This window comes from Opitutus terrae PB90-1 (genome assembly GCF_000019965.1).
In the GTDB taxonomy this organism is placed as follows: Bacteria; Verrucomicrobiota; Verrucomicrobiia; order Opitutales; family Opitutaceae; genus Opitutus; species Opitutus terrae.
The window spans coordinates 5,889,125-5,913,746 of record NC_010571.1; the positions used below are offsets into that span (position 1 = coordinate 5,889,125).

At 65.1% G+C, this 24,622-nt stretch carries 20 protein-coding genes; 11 read left to right on the forward strand and 9 right to left on the reverse strand.

From position 1 onward, the window contains the following. Window positions 1-32: 32 nt before the first annotated feature. On the reverse strand, window positions 33-1,217 hold the full coding sequence (locus tag OTER_RS23140) for a PD40 domain-containing protein (protein ID WP_158305519.1): 1,185 nt from the start codon (window positions 1,215-1,217) through the stop codon (window positions 33-35). Window positions 1,218-1,329: 112 nt separating this feature from the next. On the opposite strand from OTER_RS23140, the gene OTER_RS23145 reads away from it, so the two are divergent. Both OTER_RS23145 and OTER_RS23150 read left to right on the forward strand, forming a co-directional pair. Further along, window positions 1,330-2,421 (forward strand): Mrp/NBP35 family ATP-binding protein, encoded by a 1,092-nt coding sequence (locus OTER_RS23145; RefSeq protein ID WP_012377373.1) that lies wholly within the window; start codon window positions 1,330-1,332, stop codon window positions 2,419-2,421. Between the two features lie 72 nt (window positions 2,422-2,493). Then, window positions 2,494-2,781, forward strand: coding sequence for a hypothetical protein (locus tag OTER_RS23150; protein ID WP_012377374.1), 288 nt, complete (start codon window positions 2,494-2,496; stop codon window positions 2,779-2,781). Window positions 2,782-2,906: 125 nt separating this feature from the next. On the opposite strand, the gene rpmG is transcribed toward OTER_RS23150, so the two are convergent. The 4 genes from rpmG to OTER_RS23170 all read right to left on the reverse strand — a co-directional run bounded on the left by rpmG (window position 2,907) and on the right by OTER_RS23170 (window position 6,300). Continuing rightward, window positions 2,907-3,071 (reverse strand): 50S ribosomal protein L33, encoded by a 165-nt coding sequence (gene rpmG, locus OTER_RS23155; protein ID WP_012377375.1) that lies wholly within the window; start codon window positions 3,069-3,071, stop codon window positions 2,907-2,909. A gap of 193 nt (window positions 3,072-3,264) precedes the next feature. Beyond that, window positions 3,265-4,605 carry a diadenylate cyclase gene (locus tag OTER_RS23160; RefSeq protein ID WP_012377376.1) on the reverse strand — a complete coding sequence of 447 codons (1,341 nt, stop codon included), beginning with the start codon at window positions 4,603-4,605 and terminating at the stop codon, window positions 3,265-3,267. 115 nt (window positions 4,606-4,720) lie between these two features. After that, window positions 4,721-5,146 carry an NADH-quinone oxidoreductase subunit A gene (locus OTER_RS23165; RefSeq protein WP_012377377.1) on the reverse strand — a complete coding sequence of 142 codons (426 nt, stop codon included), beginning with the start codon at window positions 5,144-5,146 and terminating at the stop codon, window positions 4,721-4,723. Between the two features lie 131 nt (window positions 5,147-5,277). Continuing rightward, entirely contained in the window at window positions 5,278-6,300 is a 1,023-nt protein-coding gene (locus OTER_RS23170; RefSeq protein WP_044891982.1) for a DUF362 domain-containing protein, read from the reverse strand. 247 nt (window positions 6,301-6,547) lie between these two features. Between OTER_RS23170 and dnaG the strand changes: the two genes are divergently transcribed. The 3 genes from dnaG (at window position 6,548) to OTER_RS23185 (ending at window position 10,708) form a co-directional block, all read left to right on the forward strand. Further along, window positions 6,548-8,446: a DNA primase gene (gene dnaG / locus OTER_RS23175; protein WP_012377379.1), complete on the forward strand. Its 1,899-nt coding sequence runs from the start codon at window positions 6,548-6,550 to the stop codon at window positions 8,444-8,446. A 19-nt stretch (window positions 8,447-8,465) separates the two neighbouring features. Further along, on the forward strand, window positions 8,466-10,388 hold the full coding sequence (gene rpoD, locus OTER_RS26900; RefSeq protein ID WP_012377380.1) for an RNA polymerase sigma factor RpoD: 1,923 nt from the start codon (window positions 8,466-8,468) through the stop codon (window positions 10,386-10,388). 80 nt (window positions 10,389-10,468) lie between these two features. Next, entirely contained in the window at window positions 10,469-10,708 is a 240-nt protein-coding gene (locus tag OTER_RS23185) for a Sec-independent protein translocase subunit TatA/TatB (protein WP_012377381.1), read from the forward strand. A 157-nt stretch (window positions 10,709-10,865) separates the two neighbouring features. Here the strand turns inward: OTER_RS23185 and OTER_RS23190 are convergent, their stop codons facing one another. Then, on the reverse strand, window positions 10,866-13,199 hold the full coding sequence (locus OTER_RS23190) for a cation:proton antiporter (RefSeq protein WP_012377382.1): 2,334 nt from the start codon (window positions 13,197-13,199) through the stop codon (window positions 10,866-10,868). A 279-nt stretch (window positions 13,200-13,478) separates the two neighbouring features. On the opposite strand from OTER_RS23190, the gene OTER_RS23195 reads away from it, so the two are divergent. The 5 genes from OTER_RS23195 to OTER_RS23215 all read left to right on the forward strand — a co-directional run bounded on the left by OTER_RS23195 (window position 13,479) and on the right by OTER_RS23215 (window position 18,639). Then, window positions 13,479-14,489, forward strand: a complete 1,011-nt coding sequence (locus OTER_RS23195; RefSeq protein WP_012377383.1) for a rod shape-determining protein — start codon at window positions 13,479-13,481, stop codon at window positions 14,487-14,489. Window positions 14,490-14,545: 56 nt separating this feature from the next. Continuing rightward, window positions 14,546-15,028 carry an REP-associated tyrosine transposase gene (locus OTER_RS27110; protein ID WP_012377384.1) on the forward strand — a complete coding sequence of 161 codons (483 nt, stop codon included), beginning with the start codon at window positions 14,546-14,548 and terminating at the stop codon, window positions 15,026-15,028. An 18-nt stretch (window positions 15,029-15,046) separates the two neighbouring features. Continuing rightward, window positions 15,047-15,877, forward strand: a complete 831-nt coding sequence (gene mreC / locus OTER_RS23205) for a rod shape-determining protein MreC (RefSeq protein ID WP_044891983.1) — start codon at window positions 15,047-15,049, stop codon at window positions 15,875-15,877. Between the two features lie 111 nt (window positions 15,878-15,988). Beyond that, window positions 15,989-16,513, forward strand: coding sequence for a hypothetical protein (locus tag OTER_RS23210; RefSeq protein WP_012377386.1), 525 nt, complete (start codon window positions 15,989-15,991; stop codon window positions 16,511-16,513). A gap of 143 nt (window positions 16,514-16,656) precedes the next feature. Further along, complete coding sequence (locus OTER_RS23215; protein ID WP_012377387.1) at window positions 16,657-18,639, forward strand: peptidoglycan D,D-transpeptidase FtsI family protein; 1,983 nt, start codon at window positions 16,657-16,659, stop codon at window positions 18,637-18,639. A 72-nt stretch (window positions 18,640-18,711) separates the two neighbouring features. Here the strand turns inward: OTER_RS23215 and OTER_RS23220 are convergent, their stop codons facing one another. Genes OTER_RS23220 through OTER_RS23230 form a run of 3 tightly spaced genes read right to left on the reverse strand, consistent with a single transcriptional unit; the run spans window position 18,712 to window position 23,316 of the window. Beyond that, the gene (locus OTER_RS23220; RefSeq protein ID WP_012377388.1) at window positions 18,712-21,006 is read right to left on the reverse strand and encodes a transglutaminase TgpA family protein; all 2,295 of its coding nucleotides are present in this window, start codon (window positions 21,004-21,006) and stop codon (window positions 18,712-18,714) included. After that, window positions 21,003-22,295, reverse strand: a complete 1,293-nt coding sequence (locus tag OTER_RS23225) for a DUF58 domain-containing protein (RefSeq protein ID WP_052300475.1) — start codon at window positions 22,293-22,295, stop codon at window positions 21,003-21,005. The genes OTER_RS23220 and OTER_RS23225 overlap by 4 nt, the downstream gene beginning before the upstream one ends. A gap of 49 nt (window positions 22,296-22,344) precedes the next feature. Beyond that, a complete protein-coding gene (locus tag OTER_RS23230; protein WP_012377390.1) occupies window positions 22,345-23,316 on the reverse strand; it encodes an AAA family ATPase in 972 nt (323 codons plus the stop codon). A 250-nt stretch (window positions 23,317-23,566) separates the two neighbouring features. Here OTER_RS23230 and OTER_RS23235 point away from each other — a divergent pair, with 250 nt between their 5' ends. Further along, the gene (locus OTER_RS23235; RefSeq protein WP_012377391.1) at window positions 23,567-24,373 is read left to right on the forward strand and encodes a fumarylacetoacetate hydrolase family protein; all 807 of its coding nucleotides are present in this window, start codon (window positions 23,567-23,569) and stop codon (window positions 24,371-24,373) included. The last annotated feature ends 249 nt before the right edge of the window (window positions 24,374-24,622 follow it).

Sequence of the window (24,622 nt, forward strand, 5' to 3'; positions counted from 1 at the left end):
CATCGGCGCGTTAGGGATGACGCGTCCCACTGTCAGCGGGTCCAGACGCTCGCCTGCATCACGTTGCCGAACGAGGTCGGGCTCACGCGGACGCTCTTCCCGGTCTCCGTATCCAGAATGCAGATCACGCTGGAGCGGCGGTCGCGGGCCGTGTAAACGAGGTGGCGGCCGTCCGCCAGCCAGCTGGGCTCGATCCCGTCGAACGGCGCTTTCGAAACCTGCGCGCCTTTCCGCGTCGACAGGTCGAGCACGCCGATTTGATAGCCGCCCGCCCGCATGGTGAAGGCGATCTTGTTGGGATTTGCCCGACTCCAATCTGGCTCTGCGCAGTACCTGCTGATGCCTGAGGTGATTCGCGACGGCACGCCGCCGGCGACCGACATCACGTAAAGCTGTGGGCCCGGCTCCATCGCGAACACGATCCGCGAGCCGTCGGGCGAAAAACATGGCGAGGACTTCACCGCATCAGAGCGGGTTTTGCGCGACACCTGCCGGCCTTGGGCATTGCTGAGATATATCTCCGGCGTGCCCTCGCCACTCAGCACCATCGCGACCTGCTGGCCGTTCGGACTGAAACGCGCGCCGCTGTTCGTGCCCTTGAAGCTGACGAAGGTCGTCCGTTGGTAGGTGCTGAGGTCGATCTGGAAAATGTCCGGGAAGCCCGACTTGAAGAAGCTGGTGTAGAGCAGCCGATTGCCGTCCGGCGCCCACCGCGGCATGAGTGCGAGCGCGTTGTCGCGGGTGATCTGCTTGGCCCCGCCGAAGAACAGGTCCGCGGTGTAGACCTCCTTCTTGCCGGTCCGCTCGCCGATAAACGCGAGTTGAGCGGTGAAGAAGCCCTTCAGGCCCATCCCGTTCGTCTGCTCGACGGCGAAATCGGCCGCGTGCAACAGCGCCTGCCGGGCGTTCGCCCCCGAGAACACCTGCGACGCCACCGGCGTGCCGCCGCTGCCACGGGTGATATCGACGCGCACCTGATTGGCCGTGACCACCGAGAACCGGATGTCGAACTGATAGCTGCTCGCCGTCACGCGATAGCGCCCGTGGGCGCCGAACGCCTGCAGCGCGAGTCGGTTGAGTTCCGGCTCGTTGGCCGACACGCGCACCGGCAGCGTGTTCTTTTCGGCGACGACGTCGACGTAACCGATGTCACGCTGCGCGAAAACGGGCGAGAGCAACGCCGTGAAGAGCAAGGCAAGGCGGAGAAATTTTTGCATGGGAGAATACTTGGGCTTACCCATGAACAGGACTGAGCCCAAGGGCATTTCTATTTACACGCCCATCCGGCATAACAACTCTATTTCCTTTTCCACCTTCTTTTTCTCCGCCGTGACCTCCGAGCAAATCAAAGAGCATCTCAAGCAGGTTAAATATCCGGGTTTCAGCCGTGACATCGTCTCGTTCGGACTCGTGCGCAGCGCCGCGCTGGTGGACGGCACGGCCAAAGTCTCGCTCGCGATCACGACCAGCGACCCGAAGGTGCCGCTGCATCTGAAGAAGGAGGTGGATCATTGCCTGCGCGCGCTGCCCGGCGTGAAGGACACGATCATCGACGTTGCCGTGACCGCGACCCGTGCGCCGGCGACTCCCGCCAACCAGCCCGGAGCCACGGCGGCCGGCGCACGCACGATCCGCCACGCGGTCGCGATCGGTTCCGGCAAAGGCGGCGTGGGCAAGAGCACCTTCGCGGTGAATCTTGCCTGCGCGCTTGCCCAACTCCTCGCCGCGCAGGGCCGGCCGGGGCGCGTGGGCTTGATGGACTGCGACATCTACGGCCCGAGTGTGCCGCTGATGATGGGGCTCGACGGCCGACCGGAGATCGAAGGCGAAGGCGCCGACGCGATGCTGGTGCCGATGGAGCGCCACGGCGTGAAGGTGATGAGCATGGGCTTTCTGGTGGACGACGACACGCCGGTGGTCTGGCGCGGGCCGATGATCATGAAAACCGTCCAGCAGTTCGTGCAGAACGTGAAGTGGGGCGAACTCGACGTGCTGCTCGTCGACCTGCCGCCCGGCACGGGCGATGCCCAGCTCTCGCTCGTGCAAACCCTGCCGCTCGACGGCGCGATCATCGTCACCACGCCGCAACCCGCGGCGACCAATGTCGCGCGCAAGGGCGGGCTGATGTTTCAGAAGGTTAACGTGCCGCTGCTCGGCGTCGCGGAGAACATGAGCTACTTCCTCGATCCCGCCGGCGGACAGCACGAGGTGTTCGGCAGTGGTGGCGGCATCATCACGGCGGAGAAGCTCGGCACGACGCTGCTGGGCCGCGTGCCGTTGATCACCGCGATTCGCGAGGGCGGCGACGCGGGCCGGCCCGTGGTCGTGCAGGCGCCGGACAGCGCGGCCGGCCAGACCTTTCGCACGATCGCGGACGCGCTGCTGCACCGCCTCGCGCAGCCCGTTCCGCCCCGGATGTGACAGTTACGGAAATTGCGGGCATTGACAGCCGTGGCTACGTCGATCTCATTTTTACACGCGAAGCCTAGCCGAATGAGTTCCTCTGCATCAGAGCCTGCGACCAGCCGGGATTTTGTTAAGCAATCGAGTCTCTATCAGGAGTTCCTCGCTGAGCGGGAGGAGATCCTGAAACACAAATGGCTGGAGTCGGAGCGCTTGGGCTACGACATCGGCTTCGAGCGCGCGCTACTCGATTGGATCCGCAAGCACCGGGAAGGCTGGCGCGCGGCGCGACGACAAAGCCAGGTCGTGGCGGCGCAGCAAGGCACGGCGTCGAACGCGCCGTTTCCGCCGCCGGGCGGCGAAAAACGCACGCCCTGAAGGCTTGAACGTCGTCGACGATCAGCAAAAAAGCCGGGCTACTCGCCCGGCTTTGCTGTTGGTGAAGAGGTTCTCCAGCAAGCGCTACGGACTCTGCGCAGCGCAACGATGGCACCCGGCGATCCTTACTTGATCTCCTTGTGCAGCGTGTGCCGCTTCAGGTGCGGATTGTATTTCTTCTTCTCGATGCGCTCGGTCACCGTCTTCTTGTTCCGGGTGGTGAGATAGCGGGAGACGGGTTTACCTTCCTTGCGGGCTTCGGTGCATTCCAACGTGACGAGTTCTTGCATGAGAAAAGAGGGTTGAAGGGTCAGAGCAAACGGGCGGCCCCGACCGGTGCAACAGCAAAGTGTGAAGGGGGCGCGGGCGTGGTCACAGGCCTCTTGCCCGTGGACGGGCGCTTCGCGCCACCGGTCTTCACGTCCGAGTTCCGCGCGGGCGAGACGTCGTGCCACCGCCCCCGCGCTCGCAGCCGATCTCCGATTACCTCCGCTTTTCCATCAATGGCAGCATCACGCCGCGCCGGAACAGCGTTACCTGACCCGTGCTCGAAGACACCACGATTGAAATGCAATGCGCGGCCACGCTGATCGCCGCCGCCGCCGCATGCCGGCTGCCCAGCCCGCTCGGCAACGCGTGATCCCGATCGGTCGCCTGGATGAGGCTGCCGGCCGACTCCACCACCCCGTCGCCGCGAATGATGAACGCGCCGTCGATCGAGGAAAACTCCTTCACGGTTTCGTCCATGAAGGGATTCAGGATGTTGCGATCCTCCTCCTTGTAGCCGAAAAATGGGTTCAGCACGAGCGGCTTGGTCAGCGTGGACACGCGCTCGTTGTCGCCGATGACGAACAGGCAGCCCACCGGCCGGCCTTCGCGCCCCTCGACCGCCAGCTCCGTCGCGACCGCAATCACGCGCTCGAGCACCTCGGGCTTCACGTCCTCGGGCAGCAGGTCGTTTGAGCCGGTCAGCAGCGTCTGAAACTCGCGCTCGATGTCCACGACGATGAGCGTGTCGAACTGGTTGCTGCCCGTCATGCCGCCAATGCAGCATACGCGGTCCGTGAATCGAATCACGCCGCGCGTCACCGCCACGAGGATCGCGCTGCGCAGCTGCGCCATGCGGTGACTCGAGAACGACCGCACCTGGATCGTCTCGGCAAACTCCCGCCGGTCCTCGCCCGACTCGACCGGATTGCGCGTGACCAGGATCGTCTTGAGCCGCGTGCGCAACCCGGCGGATTCGATGCCGCCGACGAAGGTATCGCCGAAGACGAGCAGGGCGCGACAGTCGGCGCCCTTCGCCACGCGCTCCGCCTCGCGCAGCATCAGCCGGTTGATCCGGTTCTGCTGCGCCTGCACCGGACGGATGCCGCCGAACCCGCCGACCAGCTGCTCGTGCAGCGCGTCCAGATCCGGCGCATGCACCAGCGCGTCGACCAGCTCCGGCTCCTTCACCTGCCGCGCGATCGTCGCCAGTACCTGCAGATAATCGCGGGCCTTCTCGCCCGCGATCAGCATCACGATGAGCCGGACGCGCTCGTCGCCGATGGCGCCGTCGTGCTTGATGCCCGCGCGACTGCGCCCGATGGCGAGAATGTAGCGCCGCGGCATCTTCACGCGCACGTGCGGCAGGGCGACGCCGAGCCCGAGGTAGGTCGTCATCGTACTCTCGCGCGCGAGCAACCCCTTCATCAGCGCGTCGGGCTTCAGGTCGGGAAACTGTTTGACGCAGACGGCGAGCAGTTCCTGCAGTGCGCCCTCGAGATCCAGACTGTGCAGGTCGATGATCCGGCTGCGCGCAATGACTTTTTCGAGACGCATGGGCGGCGGAGTCTAGAGTCTAGAGCTGAGCGTCGAGAGCCGAATCCGGAAATGCGCAGTGTCCACGAGCGGTATTTCTGCTCTCAGCTCTGGACTGTCAGCACTCGGCTGCACCTCACCGCTCCCACTCGAGCGCGCCCTTCTTCACCTCATAGGCCAGCCCGAGCACGAGCACGCCAAGGAAGAAGAGCACTGGGCCCAGAATGGCGATGTTGTTGGCCAGAAATTCGCGATAAATGAAGGTCCACGGGACCAGGATCACCACTTCCAGATCGAAGAGCATGAACAGCAGCGCGGTGACGTAGAACTTCACCGAGAACCGCGTGTGGATCGCTCCGTGCGACGGAATGCCGCACTCGTAGGCGGAATCCTTCGTCGGCGAATGCTTGCCGCGCTGTCCAAAAAAATGACTCGCGCCCACCACCAGCCCGGTGATCCCGGCGGCGAGCAGCACCTGAATCAGAAATGCGGAATACGCGGCGACGCCCATGACGGAAATAATTGGTCCCAGCACCGCAGCAGTGACAAGCGGGAAAATCATTTGTGCGCCATGACCTTGGCGGGTTGGCGTGGCACGGGCGTCCCGCCCGTGAGCAGTCCGTAGCGGCGTCCGTGACGACGCGGACCGCGCGCCTCCGGCATCACGGGCGGGACGCCCGTGCCACCTCGGATTCACGCTCCGACGTCGATGATCTTCGCCTGTTTGATCTTCGTCGACCCGACGCCCAGCGTTTCGGCGAATTCCAGCGTGCGAATTTCCTCCGAGATCGGCTCGAACCCGTTGCGCTTGCGCAACGCGTCGATCCGCGCACGCGCCATCGCATCCAGCAGCACCGGATCCGTGCTCAGCCACAGCAGCGGCTCGGACGCGGAATAGAGCGAGTTGAAGAACGGCCCCCCGATGAATTGGTAGTGTTCGAGGCTGGTGATCGTGAACATCCACGTTTGCCGCAATTCCGGGATCGCGCTCATCTCGGCGACCGCCGCGGGCGCGTTCGCTGGCGAGCGGAAGAAGCGCGCCGTGTTCGACGCGTTCCACAGCGTCGCGTTCACCAGCGCGCCATTCACGCCCAGCATCGCGTGGTCGGTGTAGACCGGCAGGTTGATCCAGAAATCCGCGTCGAGGAACAGCGGCGTGGCGAGGAAACTCTTGCGGTCCTCGTCGCGCGTCGAGGTGTTGCTGAAATCCTTCGTCTGCTGCTCGGCGAAGATCGGGTCGAACCGCTGCGGCAGCGGCGAATCGTAGAACCACACCGGATCGTAGTAGCGGCCGGACTCCAGCACGTAGATCGGATGCCCGTCGAACGGCGACTTGCCCGTCACGAGCGACGGCAGGTAGCCGGTCATCCGCAGCCGGAGCTGGTTCAGCCCGACGAGGAAGATACTCTTCGTGGCGAAACCGCGCCGTTCGAGCGCGGAGATGACCGCCTTCACCAGCGGCACCGGCGTGGCCATGCCCGGACCCGAGTCGGTGTAGATCTTGAGTCCGACTCTGCCCTTGGGACCCGGCACGAGCTTGCGGCCCGTGGAGTGCTCGAAGGCGGAGATCAACGCCTCGACTTCGCGCGCATACGTCGGCTCGTCAAATGCCGGTAAACGTGCCTGCCACACCGGCGCCCCGGCCGCGGGCGCCGGCGTCGGTGCCGGTTGAGCCCGGCTTGCGACGCCGGCGGCAAGCAGCGCAAGGACAGCCATTAGCTGGGAGAGGGAAAGGCGCATAGGTGAGTGAGTAGCCGGGGAACCTCGAAAGTTTCCTCCGCAAGGCGCGAAACTTGACAGCCCCTCCGGCGGGTTGAAAGTGCATTCTTCGCCAGCCGCCCGCCGCGTCACGATCTTCGCATTTCGCGCTTGCCGGGGCGTCGTTTGCCGACGCCCCGAAGGCGTCGACAACCGGCCTCCGCCAAATACAGGAGAACCGTGACCGCAGCGCGCGCCGCCCTTCATGCCCGTCATCAAACCCTCCTGCGTTCGCGACTTGAAGTTGCGCATCAATCTCGCGGACGTCGTGTCCCGCGTCGTCGCGCTGCGCAAAGCCGGCGGTACCCGGCTCAAGGGGCTGTGTCCCTTCCACAACGAGAAGACGCCGTCGTTTCACGTGGATCCGGAGAAGGGTTTCTACAAGTGCTTCGGTTGCGGCAAGGCGGGCGACGTCATCACCTTCGTGCGCGAGACGGAGCAACTCAACTTCACCGAGGCCGTCGAGGCGCTCGGCAAGCGGTTCTCGATCGTCATCGAATATGAGGAGGGCTCCGGCGGCCCCACGCGGGAAGAGCGCTCGCTGCGGCAGGAGCTGTTCGACCTACACGATGTGGCGGCCGAACACTTTCACCAAGCCTTCAAGGCAGCGAATCCAGCCGGGGAGTTTTTTCGCACCTACTGGACCGAACAGCGGCGGTTTCCCGCCGAGCTGGCGGACGAGTTCAAGATCGGCGGCGCGGACGCCAGCGGGAGCGGGCTGGCCGCGGTGTTGCTGAAGCGCCGCTATTCCGAAGAAGCGCTGCGCCGCTGCGGGTTGTTTTTCATCTACGAGGATGCTGCGCTCACGCTCGGCGCCCTGCGACCGCGGTTCCGCGGCCGATTGATGATCCCGATCCGCGATCATCAGGGCCGGGTGGTCGCGTTCACCGCCCGGCAGACGAAGCTCACACCCGAGGACGACCCAGCGCGCGAAGCAAAATACGTCAACTCGCCCGAGACACCGATCTTCACCAAGGGCAACCTGCTCTTCAATCTGGACCGCGCCCGCACCAACGTGGGCGAAGGCCGGCCGTTCGTGCTCGTCGAAGGCCAGCTCGACGCGCTGCGGTGCTGGTCGGTTGGGCTGAAGACCGCGATCGCGCCGCAAGGCACGTCGATCACCGAGAGCCAGCTGGTGCTGCTGCGGCGCTACCATCCGCAGGTCGAGTGCTTTTTCGACAGCGACAGCGCAGGTCAGAAGGCCGCGCTGCGTTTCCTGCCGATGGCGCTGAAGGCCGGACTGGAGGTGCGATTTCTCACGCTCGTCGGCGCCGAAAAACTCGACCCGGATGTGCTCTTCCTCGAGCGCGGTCTGCCCGCCTACGAGGAGGTGCGGCGCAGCGCATTGTCGGCCATGGCTTTCGCCTGCCACGCGGTCCTGCCGAACCCGGGCGCAGTCTCCGCTGAGCAAAAATCACGCGCGGCGCAGTCCGTTTTCGAGCTCATCGCGGCGGCGGAAAGCGAAGTCGCCCGCTCCGAGTTCCTCGCCGAGGCGTCGGCGCACCTGCGGCTCTCCCCGGCTGCGATGCAGAAAGATTACCAGACGTTCGCGGCGCGCCAATCGCGGCAGGCCGCGGCACGGCCCGCCAACGCGGAGAGCGAAGCGGCAGCGGCCCGTCCGGTCGAGGCGGGAGCCGCCGCGCCCACCTGCGAGCGTGACCTGCTGCTGCTCTGCCTGCACTATGAACAGCTGGGCAAACCGTTGTGCGGCCAGCTGCCGCACGACTGGATCGACCCCAACCACCTGCCCGGCCGGCTGCTCAACCGGTTCCTGGCGGAGTTTGAAAACGACACCTGGCCCGGCCGCGACCATCTTGACGTCCTGCTGGAAACCGACGAGGAACGAGCGCTTGTGGCGGGCCTGATTTTCGATACGCCAACCAGTGATGGCACTTACAAAGATCTGGGCGACCCGCTTCGCAAGGCCGAGCAGGCGCTGACCGAACTCCGTCGACGGGCGCTCGAACCACAGCTGAGGGAAATAGAACTTGCTTTAGCCACGGGCCGTGCGGACAGTAATTCTGACCCAATTTCACTCTTAAAAACACGCTCCGATATCCAAAGACAGCTACGCCAGCCGATCCGCTTCCACGGACCGGCCTAGCGTTTTTATAGACTCTCACATGTCGCGCAAAGCCAAGTCCGCCGCCGCGGATACCCATTCAGAGGCCGTTGAGGCCGTGATCGAGAAAACCGCGTCCGCGCCAACAGAGGCCGCCACCGGCCCCGATATTCCCGCCGGCGGAATCAATGACAAGATCCGTCACCTGATCCGGCTCTCCAAGGAGCAGGGTTATCTCACGTTCGACGACATCAATGAGGCGCTGCCGGAGTCGGTCGAGAACCAGGAGGAGATCGATAATGTCCTCTCCATCCTGCAGAACCTCGAGATCGAGATCCTCGAACCCGATCAGGTCGACGACTATAAGCAGCGGATGGAGGAGGCGGAGGAGGAAGAGTCCCGCTCCTCGCAGCACGATATCTTGGACGACCCGGTCCGGATGTATCTCAAGCAGATGGGTCAGGTTCCGCTGCTGACCCGCGAGCAGGAAGTCGAGATTTCGAAGCGGATCGAGAACGCCGAGTTGAAAGCGCAGGAAGCGCTCTTCCAAGCCACGATCATCGGCAATTACATCGTGACGCTCGGTCAGAAGCTGATCGACCGCCAGGAGCGGTTCGACCGCGTGGTGATCGACAAGAAAATCGACAGTCGCGAATCGTATTTCAAGGGCCTGGAGAAACTCGTGCTCTCCACCCGCAAGGCAGAAGAGGCCGTCGCCGACTCGTGGCAGGAATATCTCAAGGCCAAGTCCGACGCCGAGCGGAAGAAAGTCATGGCCAAGCACAAGAAGCGCGAGACCACGCTGCGGTCCCACTTCGGGAAATTTTTCTTCAAGCTCAAGGTCTACGAGGAGTTTCTCGAACAGCTCCGGCCCGTGCTCGAGGAGATCGAATCGCTCGATCAGCAGCTCGAGCGGGCCAAGCACCCGAAGTCCAAGAAGGACGCCACGATCGACACGAAGGTCATTCAGCACCGGCTGAAGCAGATCGAGACGATCCACCGCATTGACCCGGCCGAACTGTTGAAGGTGGTTACGCAGACGCGCGTGCACGTGCGGGAGGCACACCAGGCCAAGACGGAGATGGTCGAGGCCAACCTCCGACTCGTGATCTCGATCGCGAAGAAATACACGAACCGCGGCCTGTCTTTCCTCGACCTGATTCAGGAGGGCAACATGGGCCTGATGAAGGCGGTCGAGAAGTTCGAATACCGCCGCGGCTACAAGTTCTCCACCTACGCCACGTGGTGGATCCGCCAGGCCATCACCCGCTCGATCGCCGACCAGGCGCGCACCATCCGCATTCCGGTGCACATGATCGAGACCTTGAACAAGGTCATGCAGGTGCAGAAGCAGCTCCTGCAGGAATACGGTCACGAGCCGACGCCCGAGGAAGTCGCCGACGAGATGAATCTCCCCGTCGAGCGCGTCCAGCAGATCATGAAGATGGCGCAGCAGCCCATCTCGCTGCAGTCGCCCGTCGGCGATGGCGATGACACCAGCTTCGGTGACTTCATCGAGGACAAATCCGCCGAAAATCCCTACGACATGACGGCGTTCTCGCTCCTGCGGGAAAAGATCATCGACGTGCTCGACTCGCTCACCGAGCGCGAGCGCCGCGTGCTTTCGCTACGGTTCGGTCTGATCGATGGCTACAGCCGCACGCTCGAGGAGGTCGGCAAGCAGTTCAAGGTCACGCGCGAACGTATCCGCCAGATCGAGGCCAAAGCGCTGCGCAAGATGCGCCATCCGACGCGCATCCGGCAATTGCACGGATTCTTCGATGCCGAGCAGATCGACAACGCGCAGAATCTAATGAAGGTCGCCGCGACGAGCGGGTTGCCGAACCGCCAGCCCCCCGTACCCGGTCTGCCGGGTCGGCCCGCGCTCCCGAGCGGATTGCCACAGCGTCCGGCCACGCCGTCTGGTTCCTCCGCCGCGAACCTGCCGCCCGTGCTGCCGCGGCCCACGCCGCTCAAGCCCTAGCCGCAAAGCGGGCGCCGCTCACAACGGAATAGGCTGCTTCGAGCTTTACAGGGTCTGCGCTCGGCATACGTTGCCCAATCATGGCTAATCTCCCTGCATATCTGGCCGCATTTGGCATCGGCGGTACCGAGCTGCTGATCATTTTGGCGATCATCTTGGTGCTGTTCGGCGGCGCGAAACTGCCTTCGCTGGCCAAGGGACTCGGCCAATCCATCAAGGAGTTCAAGAAAGCCAGCAAAGACGAGGACGAGACCAAGCCGGCGGCCTCCACCGAGGCCGAAGCGAAAAAACCCGAAGTCACCAAGACCGGGACGAACTGAGTCGTTCCCCTTCAGCGATCGAACAAGCGCGCCGATTCCGGCGCGCTTTTTTTTTGCGCGCGTCTGCCCTCGTCGCGTCGCCCACTTCCCCTTTTGCCCGCTGCTGCCCCTACCTGGCGGCCGTAACATCATTTCGTAATTCTCAACACGCGCCCGCTCACCCGTTCTCTCCAGCCTCGCCCGCGCCCTCCTCTTCCGGTCGTTCCCGTAACCACAGCTTGAACTCTTCGATCTGCCCGGCCGCGCCCAGCGCCAGCAGCTCGTCGCCGGCCTGAACCGATTCTTCGGCGGTCGGATTCAGCATCCGCAACCCGCCTCGGTTGATCCCGGCGATCTGCACGCCGAATGCCTGCGCCCAGCCGAGTTCGCCCAGTGTGCGGCCCGCGGCGCGACTCCACTCCGGCACCACGAGCGCCTGCATCTGCACTTCCTCGAAAATCGAATCGCCCAGCGTGTTTCCGCTCACCTCCGCCAGGAATTTCCGGCCCGCGTGCACCTGTTCCCTCGTGCCCATCAGCAGCACGCGATCGCGCGGATAGAGCACCGCGTCCGGGCTCGGCAGGGGAATCGTGAAACCCTGCCGCTCGATGCCCACGACCGAGCATCCAAACCGCGCCCGCAGGTCCAGCTCCGCGATGCTGCGGCCCTGCGCATCGGCAAGGTCCCGAATCACGCAGTCGAGAATGTGCAGGTTCCACGCGCTGTGGGGACGCAGCCACGGCGCCGACGTGCCGGTCAACTTGTGGTCGGCTGATTCGATCACCGTTTGCAGCTCCGCTTCGAGATGGCTGTGCCAGAAGATCAATCGCTGGCGCAACAGCAGGAGGGCCACGATCGCCGCCAGCGCGCTGCCCAGCATCAGCAAGCGGGCGGTGCCTTCCGTTGGCAGCAGCAGTGCCAGCCAGACGAAGAGCCCGAGCCCCGCCCCCGCCTTGAGCACCCACTCAACCGCCGGCGTGAGCTTCGACCCGCGGCCGCGGCTCGCGGTGGTGGCCTGCGCATAGATCAACGCCAGCGCGGAGACGTTGCGCCAGATCGCCACCAAGGGCGCCAGCAGCACCACGCACAGCAGCACCCAGAAGATCACCTCCGGCCCATGCGGGAACAACCAATCGCGGCCCACGCGTTCCTCCAGCGCCGCCTCCAGTTCACCCGAAAATACGAGCACGCCGCTGACCGCGATGATCTCGACGCCAATCTGGATGAAACGTTTGCGGCTGAGCTGCCACAGCCGGTTGCGCCGCTGCCGCATGCGCATGCGCTCGAGCCGGCCGTAGTAGTAGCGGAGCCAGATTTCCAGCCAGTGCGGCTGACGCGCCAGCAGAAAATCCGCAATCGGCTCGGAGCGGCGCAGCAGCACGGGCCCAATCAGCGCCGTGACCAGCGACACGCCGACGGCCAGCGGATAAAACTTCGCCGGCACCACCGCGGCGCTCACGCCCAGCTGCGCGATGATGAACGAAAATTCGCCGATCGCCGTCACGCTCAACCCCGTTCGCAGCGCGTCTTTCAGCGGCGTGCCGACGATCGTGAGCGCCAGCGTCACGGCCAGCGGCCGCACCACGAGCGCGAACGCCGCGATGCCGACGACCAGCCACGCGTCCCCGACGAGCGCGCCGGGATCGATCTGCATGCCGATGGCCACGAAAAACACCGCGGTGAATACATCGCGCATCCCCTCGAACGTACGCTCGACCTGGTGCCGGTGCGCCGTCTCGGCCACGATCGTGCCAAGCAGAAACGCGCCCAGCGCCAGGGAATAGCCGGCGCGCTGCGCCACCACCGCCAGCCCAAACAGCAACGCGGCGATCCCGAGGGTCTGCAGCTCGTCGTTCGCGGCGATGCTCATCCGCCGCAGCAGCCAAGGTACGAGCAACAACCCGCCGATACAGGCGAGCGCGATGAATGCCGCCAGCATCCCGATCGTTTCGCCCACCGAAGGTGCGTGTTCGCCGCGCAACCCGCCAAACTGCACCACCGAGCTCAGCAGTGTGAGCATCACGACGGCCACGACGTCCTCCAGCACCGCAAGCCCCATCGCCAGTTGACCAAACCGTTCGTGCGTCGCCGCCGATTCCTGCAGCATCTGGCTGATGATCGCCGACGATGAAACCATCAACATGCCCGCCAGGAACAGGCTTTCCACGCTGCTCCAGCCCAGCGTCGCGCCCAGCAGTCGCGTCAGATAATAGACCCCGATCGCGCCGCCCAACGTCGCCAGCAGCAGCCGCAAGCCCAGCCGCCGCAGCCGCCGCAGACTCAGTTGCATCCCGATGGAGAACATCAGGAACACCAGCCCCAGCTGCGCCAGCGTCTCGATCCGGCCGGCATCCTCGACCAGCGCCAGCCGCGGCAGGTGCGGGCCCACCAGCATGCCCGCCGCGAGGAAACCAACGACCACCGACAGCCCGATCCGCTGGCAAATCCAGCCCACCACCCCCGCGACAATCAGAATCACCGCCAAATCCTGGATCAGATGGATGCCTTGCATCGTTCTCGTTATCTATCCGGTCGTTCGCGGCATTAGAGAACCACAATTTCGCGAATTACGAGAACGAGGTTGGACTGTTTCTCTGTTCCGTCATGTATCGGGACCACCCGGGCGAGCGGTGCCAGCCGGCATCACGAGATTCCGAGCCCGCTCTTTTCCACCGGCGTCCGCGGGCGTGCGCACCGGTTTCCCCTCGGCCACGCGGCCATTCCCGCGTTGACACTCTGTCTCGCCGACGATTCGGTTCCGTCGGCGGACACGCCAGCCCCTCACGCTATTATGGCCAACTTTCTCGGTTACTTCTCGAACGACATCGGCATCGATCTAGGCACCGCCAACACCCTCGTTTACGTGAAGGACAAAGGCATCGTGTTGCGTGAGCCGTCTGTCGTCGCGCTCGACACCAGCACCCGCAAAGTCCGCGCCGTCGGCGACGAAGCCAAACGCATGCTCGGCCGCACGCCCGGCAACATCACCGCGATCCGGCCGATGAAGGACGGCGTGATTGCGGACTTCGACGTCACCGAGGCGATGCTGCGGTATTTCATCGGCAAGGTCAGCACCTCTTTCCGCGCGCCTCCGCGCGTCGTCATCGCGATCCCTTCCGGCATCACCGCGGTCGAAAAACGCGCGGTCATGGACTCCGCCACGCACGCCGGCGCCCGCAAGGTCATCACGATCCCCGAGCCGATGGCCGCCGCCATCGGCGTCGGCCTGCCGATCGACGAGCCCGCCGCGAACATGATCGTGGACATCGGCGGCGGCACGACCGAGATCGCCGTGATTTCGCTCAACGGCATCGTCTTTTCGAAGTCCATCCGCGTCGCCGGCGATGAGCTGGACATGGCCATCACGAATTACATGAAGCGCGCCTACAATCTGCTCATCGGTGAACGCACCGCAGAGGAGATCAAGCTGCGCGTCGGCTCCGCCTACCCGCTCGAGGAGGAGCTCACGATGGAGGTCAAGGGGCGCGACTCCGTCGCCGGACTGCCGAAAACGATCCACGTCACGTCGCAAGAAGTGCGCGAAGCGCTGGCCGACACGGTGGCGGCAATCGTCGACGCGGTGCGCGTGACGCTCGAGCGCTGCCCGCCCGAACTTTCCGCCGATCTGGTCGACCGCGGGTTCGTCATGGCCGGCGGCGGCGCGCTAATCCGCGGGATCGACAAGCTGCTCAGCGAAAAGACCGGGCTGCCAGTGACCGTTTCCGAGGACCCGCTTTCCGCCGTCGCGAACGGCACCGGCGCCGTGCTCAACGATCTCTCCTGGCTGATGCAGAACATGTAGGCGCGCGTCGCCGCTGGTAGGGCGCGTTATCCTTAACGCGCCGTTTCGATTTCACCATGGAGACGCTCCCGATACGTCAGCGTCTGTTTCACGCCGCTCCGCCTTGGATAAAATCTGGCGAGATATTCTTCATCACCCTCTGTTGCGCTGAGCGAAAAACCAACTCGCTCGCTCACTTCGCGGCTTTTTCCGTCATCGTCGCTGCCCTCGAGCACTACATTCGAACCAACAAACTCTGGGCGCACCTTCTTCTCGCGATGCCCGACCATCTTCACGCGCTCGCCGCTTTCCCGATCGATCAGCGCATGGACAAAGTCGTTCGCGATTGGAAGCGATACACCGCGAAACGAGCTGGCATCCTGTGGCAGGACGGATTTTTCGATCATCGCCTGCGCAGCGAGGAAAGCTTCGAACTCAAAGTGGACTACATTCGGCGAAATCCCGTTCGGGCCGGCCTCGCGGCCTCGCCTCAAGATTGGCCGTATGTCTGGCCGAATGCGGTTCACGGAGCTTGCTTCTCCAGCGCAACGGCGCGTTAAGGATAACGCGCCCTACCCGTGCCTTCCCACCGCTTCGATCAAGCTCGCCCGTTTCTCACTCTCGGTCTCGTCATCGTCGTCTGGCTGATGCTGCCGGTCGCGGTGAAGACCTTCACCCGCGCGAGTTTCTTTGAATTCACCGCGCCGGTCGCGGTCGCCGCCTCCTACGCGCGCGATCTGCAGGATTACTGGTCGCTGCGGCTGCACTCCAACCGCGAACTGATCGAGGCCGGCAAGGATCTCGGCCGGCTGGTCGCGTCCTATTCGATCTCGGTGCAGCAGAACGCCGAGCTGCGCGCGCAGGTCGAACGACTCGAGAGCCAGCTCCGCATGCCGCCGTTTGCGAACTATCGCATGGAGCCCGCCCGCGTCGTCCGGCGCGAGTTCTCCGGCTGGTGGCAGACCATGACGATCCGCAAGGGCCGCAACTACGGCATTCCCGTGGGCGCACCCGTGGTCTTCACCGGCGGCGTGGTCGGCCGCGTCACGGAAGTCCACGCCTACACCTCGGTGGTCGAGCTGATCAGCAGTCCCGGGATTCGCATCGCCGCGGTCACGGAAGGCGATAACCGGCCCATCAGCTACCAGGGCGGCGTGAACCCGACGTTCGGCCCGGCGCGAGGCACGATCGAGTTCGTGCCCCTCGACATCTACGCCAGCGCCGGCATGCCGAAGCGGCTCGTCACGTCCGGACTCGGCGGCGTGTTCCCGGGCGGGCTCACGCTCGGCACCGTCACGAAACTCGAACCGAGCACGGATGGGCTGTTCAAGAGTGGCGAGGTGTTGCTCGATCCGAATCTCGCCACGCTCGCCGAGGTCACCGTGCTCGTGCCGGTGGAGCCACAATGAAGAGGTTGAGAGTTGAGTGATGAGTGTTGAGTGGCCTAGTCCACGTGCCCTGCCTCCAGCGTCACCGCTTCCGACTCTCAACCCTCAACTCTCAACCCTCAACTAGCGCCCATGCGCCGCACGCTCGTCACCTTTGCCGCCGGGTTTCTGCTCTGGGTGATCGTCTCCCAGCTGAATCACTCGCTGGCGCCGTGGCGGATCTACCTGTGGGTCGGCGGACTGTTCATCACGCATGCTGCGCTGATGCTGCCATTGCGCTGCGGCCTGGCCGCCTCGCTGCTGGTGGGGCTCCTGCTCGATGCTTCCGCACCGGTGACGTTCGGCACGCATCTGCTGCTCTTCGCGATCGGCCATGGGGTGATCTTCCATCTGCGCGACCGGCTGCCGCGCGAGGAAACCACCGCGCGCGTCATCATCGCTTTGTTCGCGAACCTCGCGTTGCTGCTCGTGCTTTCGTTCGTGCTGATTCAGCGAGGACCGGCCCCCGCCGCGGTCTGGCCTCGGATCATCTTCGATCTGGTGTGCTCCCAGGTCTTCCTCGCGGTGGTGGCGCCCTGGTTCTTCGCGCTGCAGGCGCGTACGCTCGACCTCACCGAGTCGATCGCCGACGCCTACGATCGCCGCTACGACACGTGAAACGTGAAGGTTTGGTTTGTTTGGCCGGAAACACCGGCCCGCGCTTTCCCCCGCCAGTTTTGGCGCTAGATTTTCGCTTAATTTTCTCCACTGCAGCCTTTCCGCCCTAGACTCTCGGCTCTCCGCTCTAGACTTCTTCCTCCGTGGCCACCGTCGAAACCAATCTCGCTGAACGCTCGGGCAGCCTCGTCGAGGCGCACCGGAGTTTCGACCCGCGCATTCTGCTCTTTCACGTGGCGATCGCGCTGCTGCTCGTCGTCCTGGTCTCGGGCCTCGCTTATCAACAGCTGATCAAGTCCGGCACCTACCACGAGCGCGAGCGCGTGCAGAACCAGCGGCGCGTCCTCGTGCCCGGACCGCGCGGCAACATCTACGACCGGAACGGCGTGCTGCTCGTCGGCAACCGTCCGCGGTTCGCGGTCGTGCTTTACCTCGACGAGCTCCGACAGGAATTTCGCCGCGCGTTCATCGACGTCCGCAAAGCCTACCGCGGTGCCGGCGATGCCGATCTGCCTGAGCTGCCCAGCTCCCGGCAGATGGAGCAGATCGCCCGCGCCACCGTCGTGCAGCGCTATCTCGATCAGATCAACGCCATCCTGCACCGCGACGAAAAGGTCGATGTCGTCGACCTGCGCCGGCACTTCGACCGCCAGCTCCTGCTCCCCTATACGCTGCTCGCCGATCTTTCCGCGGAGGAATACGCGCGCCTGGTCGAGAGCCTGCCCGTGCGCTCGCCGCTCCAGGTCTACACGTCGAGCACGCGCTACTATCCGTTCGGCTCCGCCGCCGCACACACCCTCGGTTATGTGAGCGTCAATCCGGACATCGACGCGGCGGATTTTCCCCAAGGGGACCTCACGACCTTCAAGATGAAGGGCACCATCGGCAAAACCGGGCTCGAGGCGGCATTCGACGAACAGCTGCAAGGCGAAGCCGGCGGCACCATCTTCCGCGTCGATCCGGCCGGCTATCGCGTCAATCCGCCGATCGAGAAGCGCCTGCCGGTGCAGGGCCGCAGCATCACCTGCTCGCTCGACATCGACCTGCAGATCGTCGCCGAGGCCAAGCTCGCGGAGGCGGAACTCACCGGCGCCGCGGTGGCGATCGACGTCAACACCGGCGAGGTGCTCGCGCTCGCCAGCAAGCCGGACTACAGCCTCGAGGACACATCGCCCGTGATCACGCGCGCCAAGTTCGCCGAGATCGAGGCCAAGGGCGGCTGGCTGAATCGCGCCGTGCAGGGTGTTTACGCCCCCGGCTCCACGTTCAAGGTGATCACCGCAATCGCCGGCCTGCGGCGCGGCACCATCACCACGGCGTCCGAGATCGACTGCACCGGCTACTTCGCGGTCGGCCGCGGTCGCGTCATGCCCTGTCACGGCGGCCACGGCCACGGGGAGATTGCGTTTTCCGACGCGCTGTCGAAGAGCTGCAATGTTTTCTTCTACAAATACGGCATCGACACCGGCGTTGACGCGATCGCCGCCGAAGCGCGCCGGTTCGGCCTCGCGGAGCCCACCGGCATCGAGCTACCTTTCGAGGGTTCACGCATGCTCGTGGGAGATCCGGAGTGGAAAAAACGGGAACGCGACGAAGCGTGGTTCCCAGGCGATACCGCGAACATGTCGATCGGCCAGGGCTTCCTCGGGGTCTCGCCGCTCCAGATGGCATGCGTCACCGCGTCGTTCGCGCGCGGCCAGCTGCGCACCAAGCCGAGCCTGCTGCATGATCCGCAGCGGACGCAGCAACGGTCTGAACCGATTGGCCTCACCACCCAACAATACGCTGCAATGATGCGCGGGTTTGAGGACTGCACCCTCGAGGGCACGGCGCGAATTCTCCAGCTGCCGACGGAGCGGATTCCGAATCTGCGGATCGGCGGCAAAACCGGCACCGCCCAGGTGCGGACCGGCAAGGGCACATTGAATCTGGCGTGGTTCATCTGCTTCGCGCCGGTCGAGCGACCGGAGATCGCAATCGCGGTGATGATCGAAGGCGACACCCCAGACGAGGAACTCGCCGGCGGCCGCTATGCCACGCCGGTGGCGAGCGCGATTCTGAGGAAGTGGAAGGAAAAAAAAGACCGCCCCGCGCCCAAACCGCTGATGACCGCGAGCGGCGCGTGAAGGGGACCGTGACACTCCCACTCTTCACCCAGCCGGGTGCAGTGTGAGGGAGAATCGTTCGTTGCGGGAGAATCACGTTTTTCTCGGCGCGGAGCGGAGTCCGCGCCCTACCTTATCGCTCCTCGCCTCGCGCAGCGCTTTTCTCGCACGCGCGAAAATTTTTCGGGGTTCCGGCCACGTTTCGCGCGCCCCGAATCGCAACCGCTCCAGCGCCGCGACGACCTGCATCGTTTCGCCCACCCTGCGTTCTGCTTGCGCGATCCTGGTCAACCATCGTCCCGCTTCCGCGCGCACCACATCCCAATTCTGTCCGCGTCGGCGAAATCGAAAGTCGAAGATTGAAAATCGAAAATTCCTCGCCGCCCAGCGCAACCCCACCACCGCCACGAGCACTCCTGCGCCGATCACCGCGAGCCATGCCATCCGTCCACTCGTCCACGGTCGTGCCAGCCACGCGCGCAGGCCGCCCGCCCACCGTTCCAGCATTTCGCGCAGCTGTTGTCCTGAGCGCTCCGTCGCCTCCTTCACCGCCTGCAGGGTCTCGAGCTGCGACTGCTGGTCGAAGCTGACAATCCGCCGATACCAGAACACGCGCAGGCTATCGAGCCGCGCCGTCCAGCTGCGGTCGAGGCGGTCGGCAAGCCCGGCCTCGCCGCCACGATCCTCGCGCGCCGCCGCGCCGGATCCCGGCGTCGGATCCGCGCGCCGCCAGGCTTGCGCTTGCGCATCGAACACTTCGCACCACGCGTGCGCATCGGAGTTGCGCAGCGTGAAATTGTTCGAGTAACCGTTCCACGATCCACCGCGAAACCCCGTGGCGACCCGCGCCGGCAGCCCCGCCGCCCGGGCCAGCAGCACCAGCGAACCGGCGAACAGTTCGCAATGCCCCGGCTCGGATGACATCATCCACCGCAGCAGCGGATCTCCGTCCCCCGCCGGAATCCGCGGCGACAACGAGTACCGATGCTGGTGTTGGAGCCACGCCTCGGCTCGCCGCAGGAATTCCGCCACGTCCGGCGGGCCTGGATCCGGAGCGGCGCGCGAGGACGGCGTCGCCGCGGCACGAATCTCCCCGACCGCTCGCGCCAGCTTCTCGCGGTCTTCCGCACTCACACTCAGCTGCAGCAACAGTGCGCCGGCCGACCAGCGATTGCTTCCATGAGCCCGCCACTGCGCCGCAAAGGCTGGGTCGGCGACCACGGCGTTGTTCTCCATTCCCTCGATGCGGTAAGCCAGCATCGTCGCCGGTTCCGCGCGCAGCTCGACCACGCCGAGTCCGCGGCTGAAGCGATAATTCTGCGCCTCGCGAAAGCGCAGCAGCTCGAACGGGCCGAGCAGCGGCAGATAGCGGCTCACGCCTGATTCCAGGTAAAACGTCCAATCCGCCGTGGCACCTGCGCGCTCGCGCAGCCCGCCGCGCACATTCACCCCGCCGCGCTCCTGCGGCAACGCCAGCCGCCGCATCCCCGGTGAAAGTCGGAACGTACCGTCGCGATATTCGTCCAGCACGAGCATCCGCCAATACGGGTCCGCCGGAATCGCCCTCCGGTCGGAAACGTCCACGCTCAACGCCACGCTGTTGTCCTGCGTAATCTCGGTCACCTCGCCGAACCGGATCGTGTCGCTGAAACCTGTGCGCGTTTTTTTCGTGATGAACCGCTCCAGGAAAAAGCTGTTTTCGAGCTGAAACCGCGGAATCGTCACGAAGAGCAGCGCCGCCAAGCCCACGAGCCCGACGAACAGGCCGGTGCTCAACGCCACCACGCGCCAGTCGGTCGCCTGCCTCACGCGCCGGAGCAGGGCCGGCCAGGACACGTGCCGCGCCCAGCGCGGCACCGCAGGGAGCGCGCCGCCGGCCACGCGCTTTTCCGCCGCGGGCTCTGTTGCGCTCAGCGTGATCGTCATCAGCAACACCAGCGCGACCGCGGTGAACGCCAGGATCTGCACCGCGAACCCGAGCGAGACGCTCAACACCCCGCCGAGCACAACAAGGAACAGCCCTAGCACGATCAGCTGCAGATCGTCGCGCTTCTTCCGATAGGAAATGCCGCGGTACAGCAGCAGCAGGGCGTCGAGCCGCACAATCGCCGAGAGCAATTCTCCCGTCAGCCAGAGGTCGGCGGTGAAAAATGCCGCGACGAATGAGAAGGCCAGCCGGTGTACCCAGCGCGGGACCCACACCAGCCAGTCGGGCCGGAGCGTCGCCGTGGTGACGGTCACCAGGGTCAACGCGGCCACGGCCGATGCACCGACGTCCATGGTGAAGACGGTTGAGACCGCGAGTAGCGTCAGCGCGCCGCCGAGCAGCCAGCGTAGCTGCTGCAGTTCGTCAGGTGTGAGCTGGGGATGCGCCGTCACCTTGTTCATGTTGCCGCCATCCTTTCTCCGTCACACAGCGCGATGACCCCGTGCGGTCCGTCCGCGACAAACGTCACGAGACTACGGCGGCGCGCCAACGGACCCGCTGCCCGCGCGCGCGCGTCCGTGCCATCGACGGGCTGCACCAACGCGAGCTCGTCGAGCCACGCCTCGAGATCACCCAATCCGCGCACCGGTCTCGGCGGCGCCGAGTTCAGCGCGACGCTCGAGAGTTTTTCCATGCGGAAAAGATCCTCCGCGAGCGTCGCCGCGAAACTCACGCCGCGTTCGAACTGCTCCGCGCGCGGCCAGGCCGCGGCGTCGGTTTGCAGCCAGAGCGAAAAGCCTTCGGCGCTCTCCGCGGCAAACTGCCGCACCAGCAGCTGCCGCGTCCGCGCGCTCGCCTTCCAGTGAATCAACCGGTGCGAGTCGCCCACCTCGTAACGGCGCAGCGCGAACAGATCCGTGCCACTGCCCGCGCGCATCGCCCGGTCGCCGCCCGGCAGCCGCCGCGCGGTCGCCGCTCCGAATCGGCGATATTCCACCGGCGCCGGCCACACCACCACGTCCTGCTTCGCGTCCGTTGTGAACTGTTTCTGCAGAAAGCCGAACGGATAGAGCGAACCGACGCCCTCGAGCCGCACGTGCAATCGGCCGCGTTGCCGCGGCGCGAAGCTCCACTCGAGCCGCGTCCGCGCGCCGGGATCGAGCCGCGCGCGCAACCTCACGCGCTCGCGCGTCTCCGCCGCCGCCGCCTGCGCCAGCGCCGCTTTCACTTCCGCGCTGCGGGCCGTGAAGGTCGTCTCCGCCCGCGCCACCTCGGAAGGATTTTCCGACCGGGCCACGAAATCGAACCACAATCCGTAAACGGGGAGCCACCGTTTCGTGTTGGCTAGCTGCAGCGCCACGACCGCGTCCTGGCCGGCGCGCACCGGTGGCTGAATCTCCAGCTGCCAGTCGACGCGGCGAAAGTTGAGCCAGGAAAGCACGCCGCTCAACACGAGGCACGCGAGCAACAGCGCCAGCGTGATGAAGAGGATGTTGTTCGCCGCATTGTAGGCAGCGAGGCCGACGCCCAACGACAGCGCAATCAGCAGCGTACCCGAAATCGTCGGCCAGACCCGCTGCCGCCGCCGCGGGAACACCATGGCCCACAGCAGCCCGTTCCAGGTGAAGCGACGCTCCGTGCGTGGCGGTTCATCCAGGAGCCCAGCTCGGTGGCGCAACCGGATCAAACGCCGAACATCGAACTTCGAACGTCCAACCTTCGTCTCGCGGTCTTCTCGGGACGAGCTCACGGGCGGTGGTTCAACACTCGACGTTCGATGTTCGACGTTCCGCCCGGTCTCACTGTGGCGGCGGAATCGCGCCCACGATCCGTCGCAGCGCCGCGGCGACGGTCCGCCGTTCCTCCAACGCATCACTGGTCTGCCGCGCCAGACCGAGCCGATGCGCCAGGATCGGCGTCACCAACTCCGCCACGTCCTCCGGCAGCACAAAATCCCGCCCGCGCACCAAGGCTTTCGCCTGCGCCGCCGTGCGCAGTGCCAGCCCGCCGCGCACGCTCACGCCCGCGCGAAACTCCGCCTCGGTTCGCGTGGCGGAAACAATCCTCAGCAGGTAGTCGAGCACGCTCTCCTCGATGAACACCTGCCGCGCCAGCTCCTGCAGCCGCAGCACATCGGCCCGCGTGACGACCGGATGATTCGCGATCGCGTCGTAGCTCGTCCGCGCGAGCCGCAGGATCTCGAGTTCGTCGTTCGGCTGCGGATAACCCATCTGCAGCCGCATCAAAAACCGGTCCATCTGGCTTTCCGGCAGCGGGAATGTGCCCTCGTAATCCACCGGGTTCTGCGTCGCGAACACCATGAACGGCTCGCCCACGGCATGCGGCTCGCCATCCACGGTCACCCGCGCGCGGTCCATCACCTCGAGCAGCGCCGACTGGGTTTTCGGCGTGGCGCGGTTAATCTCGTCGGCCAGCACGATGTTCGCGAACACCGGGCCGCGCTTGAACACGAACTCCTTCACCGCCTCGTCGTAAATCGCCACGCCGGTCACATCGCTCGGCAGCAGATCGCTCGTGAACTGAATCCGCGAAAACGTGCAGTCCATCGCCCGCGCCAGCGTGTAGGCCAGGGTCGTCTTGCCCACGCCGGGCAGATCCTCCATGAGCAAATGCCCGTCGGCTACAAGGCAGATCAACACGCGCTCGATCACGTCGTCCTTGCCTTTGATGGTCTGCCGCATGCTCGCGCGCAGCCGGTTCAACGCCGCTTGGGCGTCCGTCACCTGGCTGGGGGCCAAGAATTCGCTCATGCGCCGAAAATGCCGCGTCGCGCCGTGAGCGTCAAATCGACGTCGAGTCGATGTTTCGGTCCCCGCCGCCGTCCTGGCATCCGCCCCGCCACGCGACCAATTCCGTGTTACAGGTGTAACACGGAATTGGTCATCTGGTGAGCGCGACTCGCGTGCCGGTCACGAGCGATTGAACACCGGAAGCGTGGTCCACTCACCGCGAAACAAGCTTCCCCCTCGCCCGCCGCGCGGTAGAACAACCCCACCGTTCATGAAGCTCCTCCGCCACCTCACGCCCGCCGGCCCGGCCTACGCCGCGCTGCAACCCGACGGCACCGCCCGCGAGATCAGCGGCGACCTCCTTGGCGATTACCAAATCACCGATCGCGTCGTGTCGCCGGGCAAACTCCTCGCGCCCGTCGCACCGACGAACATCCTCGCGATCGGGCTCAATTACCGGAAGCACGCTGCAGAAAGCGGCAACGAGCCACCGAAGACGCCCGTGCTCTTCATCAAGGCCACGAGTTCGGTGCAACATCCCGGCGACCCGATCGAGCTGCCGGTGAAGCTCGCGAGCCACAAGGTCGACTACGAGTGCGAGCTGGCGGTGGTGATCGGCCGACGGTGCAAGAACGCCACGCGCGCCAACGCGCTCGATTTCGTGCTCGGCTACACCTGCGCCAACGACGTGTCCGCGCGCGACTGGCAGCGCGGTGACCTCGGCGGCGGCCAATGGTGCGAGGCGAAGAGCTTCGACACGTTCTGCCCGCTCGGCCCGGTGCTCGTCACCAAGGACGAGATTCCGCATCCGAACGCGCTGCAGATCCGGACGATTCTCAACGGCGAAACGATGCAGGATTGGAACACGAACGACATGGTGTTCGATGTGCCCGCGCTGATCGAATTCCTCAGCGGCAGCAAGACGCTGCTCCCGGGCACAGTGATCCTGACCGGCACGCCGCACGGCGTGGGCTTTGCGCGCCGGCCACCGGTGTGGCTCAAGCCCGGCGATGAGGTCGTGATCGAAATCGAAAAGATCGGCCGGCTCAGCAATCCCGTGATCGCCGAGCCGGTGTGAGCTCGTGGCCTGGGCGTCCCGCCTATTCAGCCCGGGCCCGACTCCAGCATTCACCCGGACTGTTTTCAGCATCTGCTGGCGTAGGGCCGGCGCTCGCCGCCGGCCGAAAATGTTTTTCTGAGATTCCGGCTGCCGGCGAGCGGCAGCCCTACGAGGGTGACGGATCACGGGCGGGTTGCCCGTACCGCGTGGGAGGAAAACTTTTCAGGTTTGAGATCGCTCAAGTGTTTTCAACACTCGGCGGGAACT

Bases quoted from the DNA above. Each gene is read 5' to 3' on its own strand.
- OTER_RS23140 (WP_158305519.1), bottom strand. From the start codon at position 1,217: ATGCAAAAATTTCTCCGCCTTGCCTTGCTCTTCACGGCGTTGCTCTCG.
- OTER_RS23150 (WP_012377374.1), top strand. From the start codon at position 2,494: ATGAGTTCCTCTGCATCAGAGCCTGCGACCAGCCGGGATTTTGTTAAG.
- rpmG (WP_012377375.1), bottom strand. From the start codon at position 3,071: ATGCAAGAACTCGTCACGTTGGAATGCACCGAAGCCCGCAAGGAAGGT.
- OTER_RS23160 (WP_012377376.1), bottom strand. From the start codon at position 4,605: ATGCGTCTCGAAAAAGTCATTGCGCGCAGCCGGATCATCGACCTGCAC.
- OTER_RS23165 (WP_012377377.1), bottom strand. From the start codon at position 5,146: ATGATTTTCCCGCTTGTCACTGCTGCGGTGCTGGGACCAATTATTTCC.
- OTER_RS23170 (WP_044891982.1), bottom strand. From the start codon at position 6,300: ATGGCTGTCCTTGCGCTGCTTGCCGCCGGCGTCGCAAGCCGGGCTCAA.
- dnaG (WP_012377379.1), top strand. From the start codon at position 6,548: ATGCCCGTCATCAAACCCTCCTGCGTTCGCGACTTGAAGTTGCGCATC.
- rpoD (WP_012377380.1), top strand. From the start codon at position 8,466: ATGTCGCGCAAAGCCAAGTCCGCCGCCGCGGATACCCATTCAGAGGCC.
- OTER_RS23185 (WP_012377381.1), top strand. From the start codon at position 10,469: ATGGCTAATCTCCCTGCATATCTGGCCGCATTTGGCATCGGCGGTACC.
- OTER_RS23190 (WP_012377382.1), bottom strand. From the start codon at position 13,199: ATGCAAGGCATCCATCTGATCCAGGATTTGGCGGTGATTCTGATTGTC.
- OTER_RS23195 (WP_012377383.1), top strand. From the start codon at position 13,479: ATGGCCAACTTTCTCGGTTACTTCTCGAACGACATCGGCATCGATCTA.
- OTER_RS27110 (WP_012377384.1), top strand. From the start codon at position 14,546: ATGGAGACGCTCCCGATACGTCAGCGTCTGTTTCACGCCGCTCCGCCT.
- OTER_RS23210 (WP_012377386.1), top strand. From the start codon at position 15,989: ATGCGCCGCACGCTCGTCACCTTTGCCGCCGGGTTTCTGCTCTGGGTG.
- OTER_RS23220 (WP_012377388.1), bottom strand. From the start codon at position 21,006: ATGAACAAGGTGACGGCGCATCCCCAGCTCACACCTGACGAACTGCAG.
- OTER_RS23230 (WP_012377390.1), bottom strand. From the start codon at position 23,316: ATGAGCGAATTCTTGGCCCCCAGCCAGGTGACGGACGCCCAAGCGGCG.
- OTER_RS23235 (WP_012377391.1), top strand. From the start codon at position 23,567: ATGAAGCTCCTCCGCCACCTCACGCCCGCCGGCCCGGCCTACGCCGCG.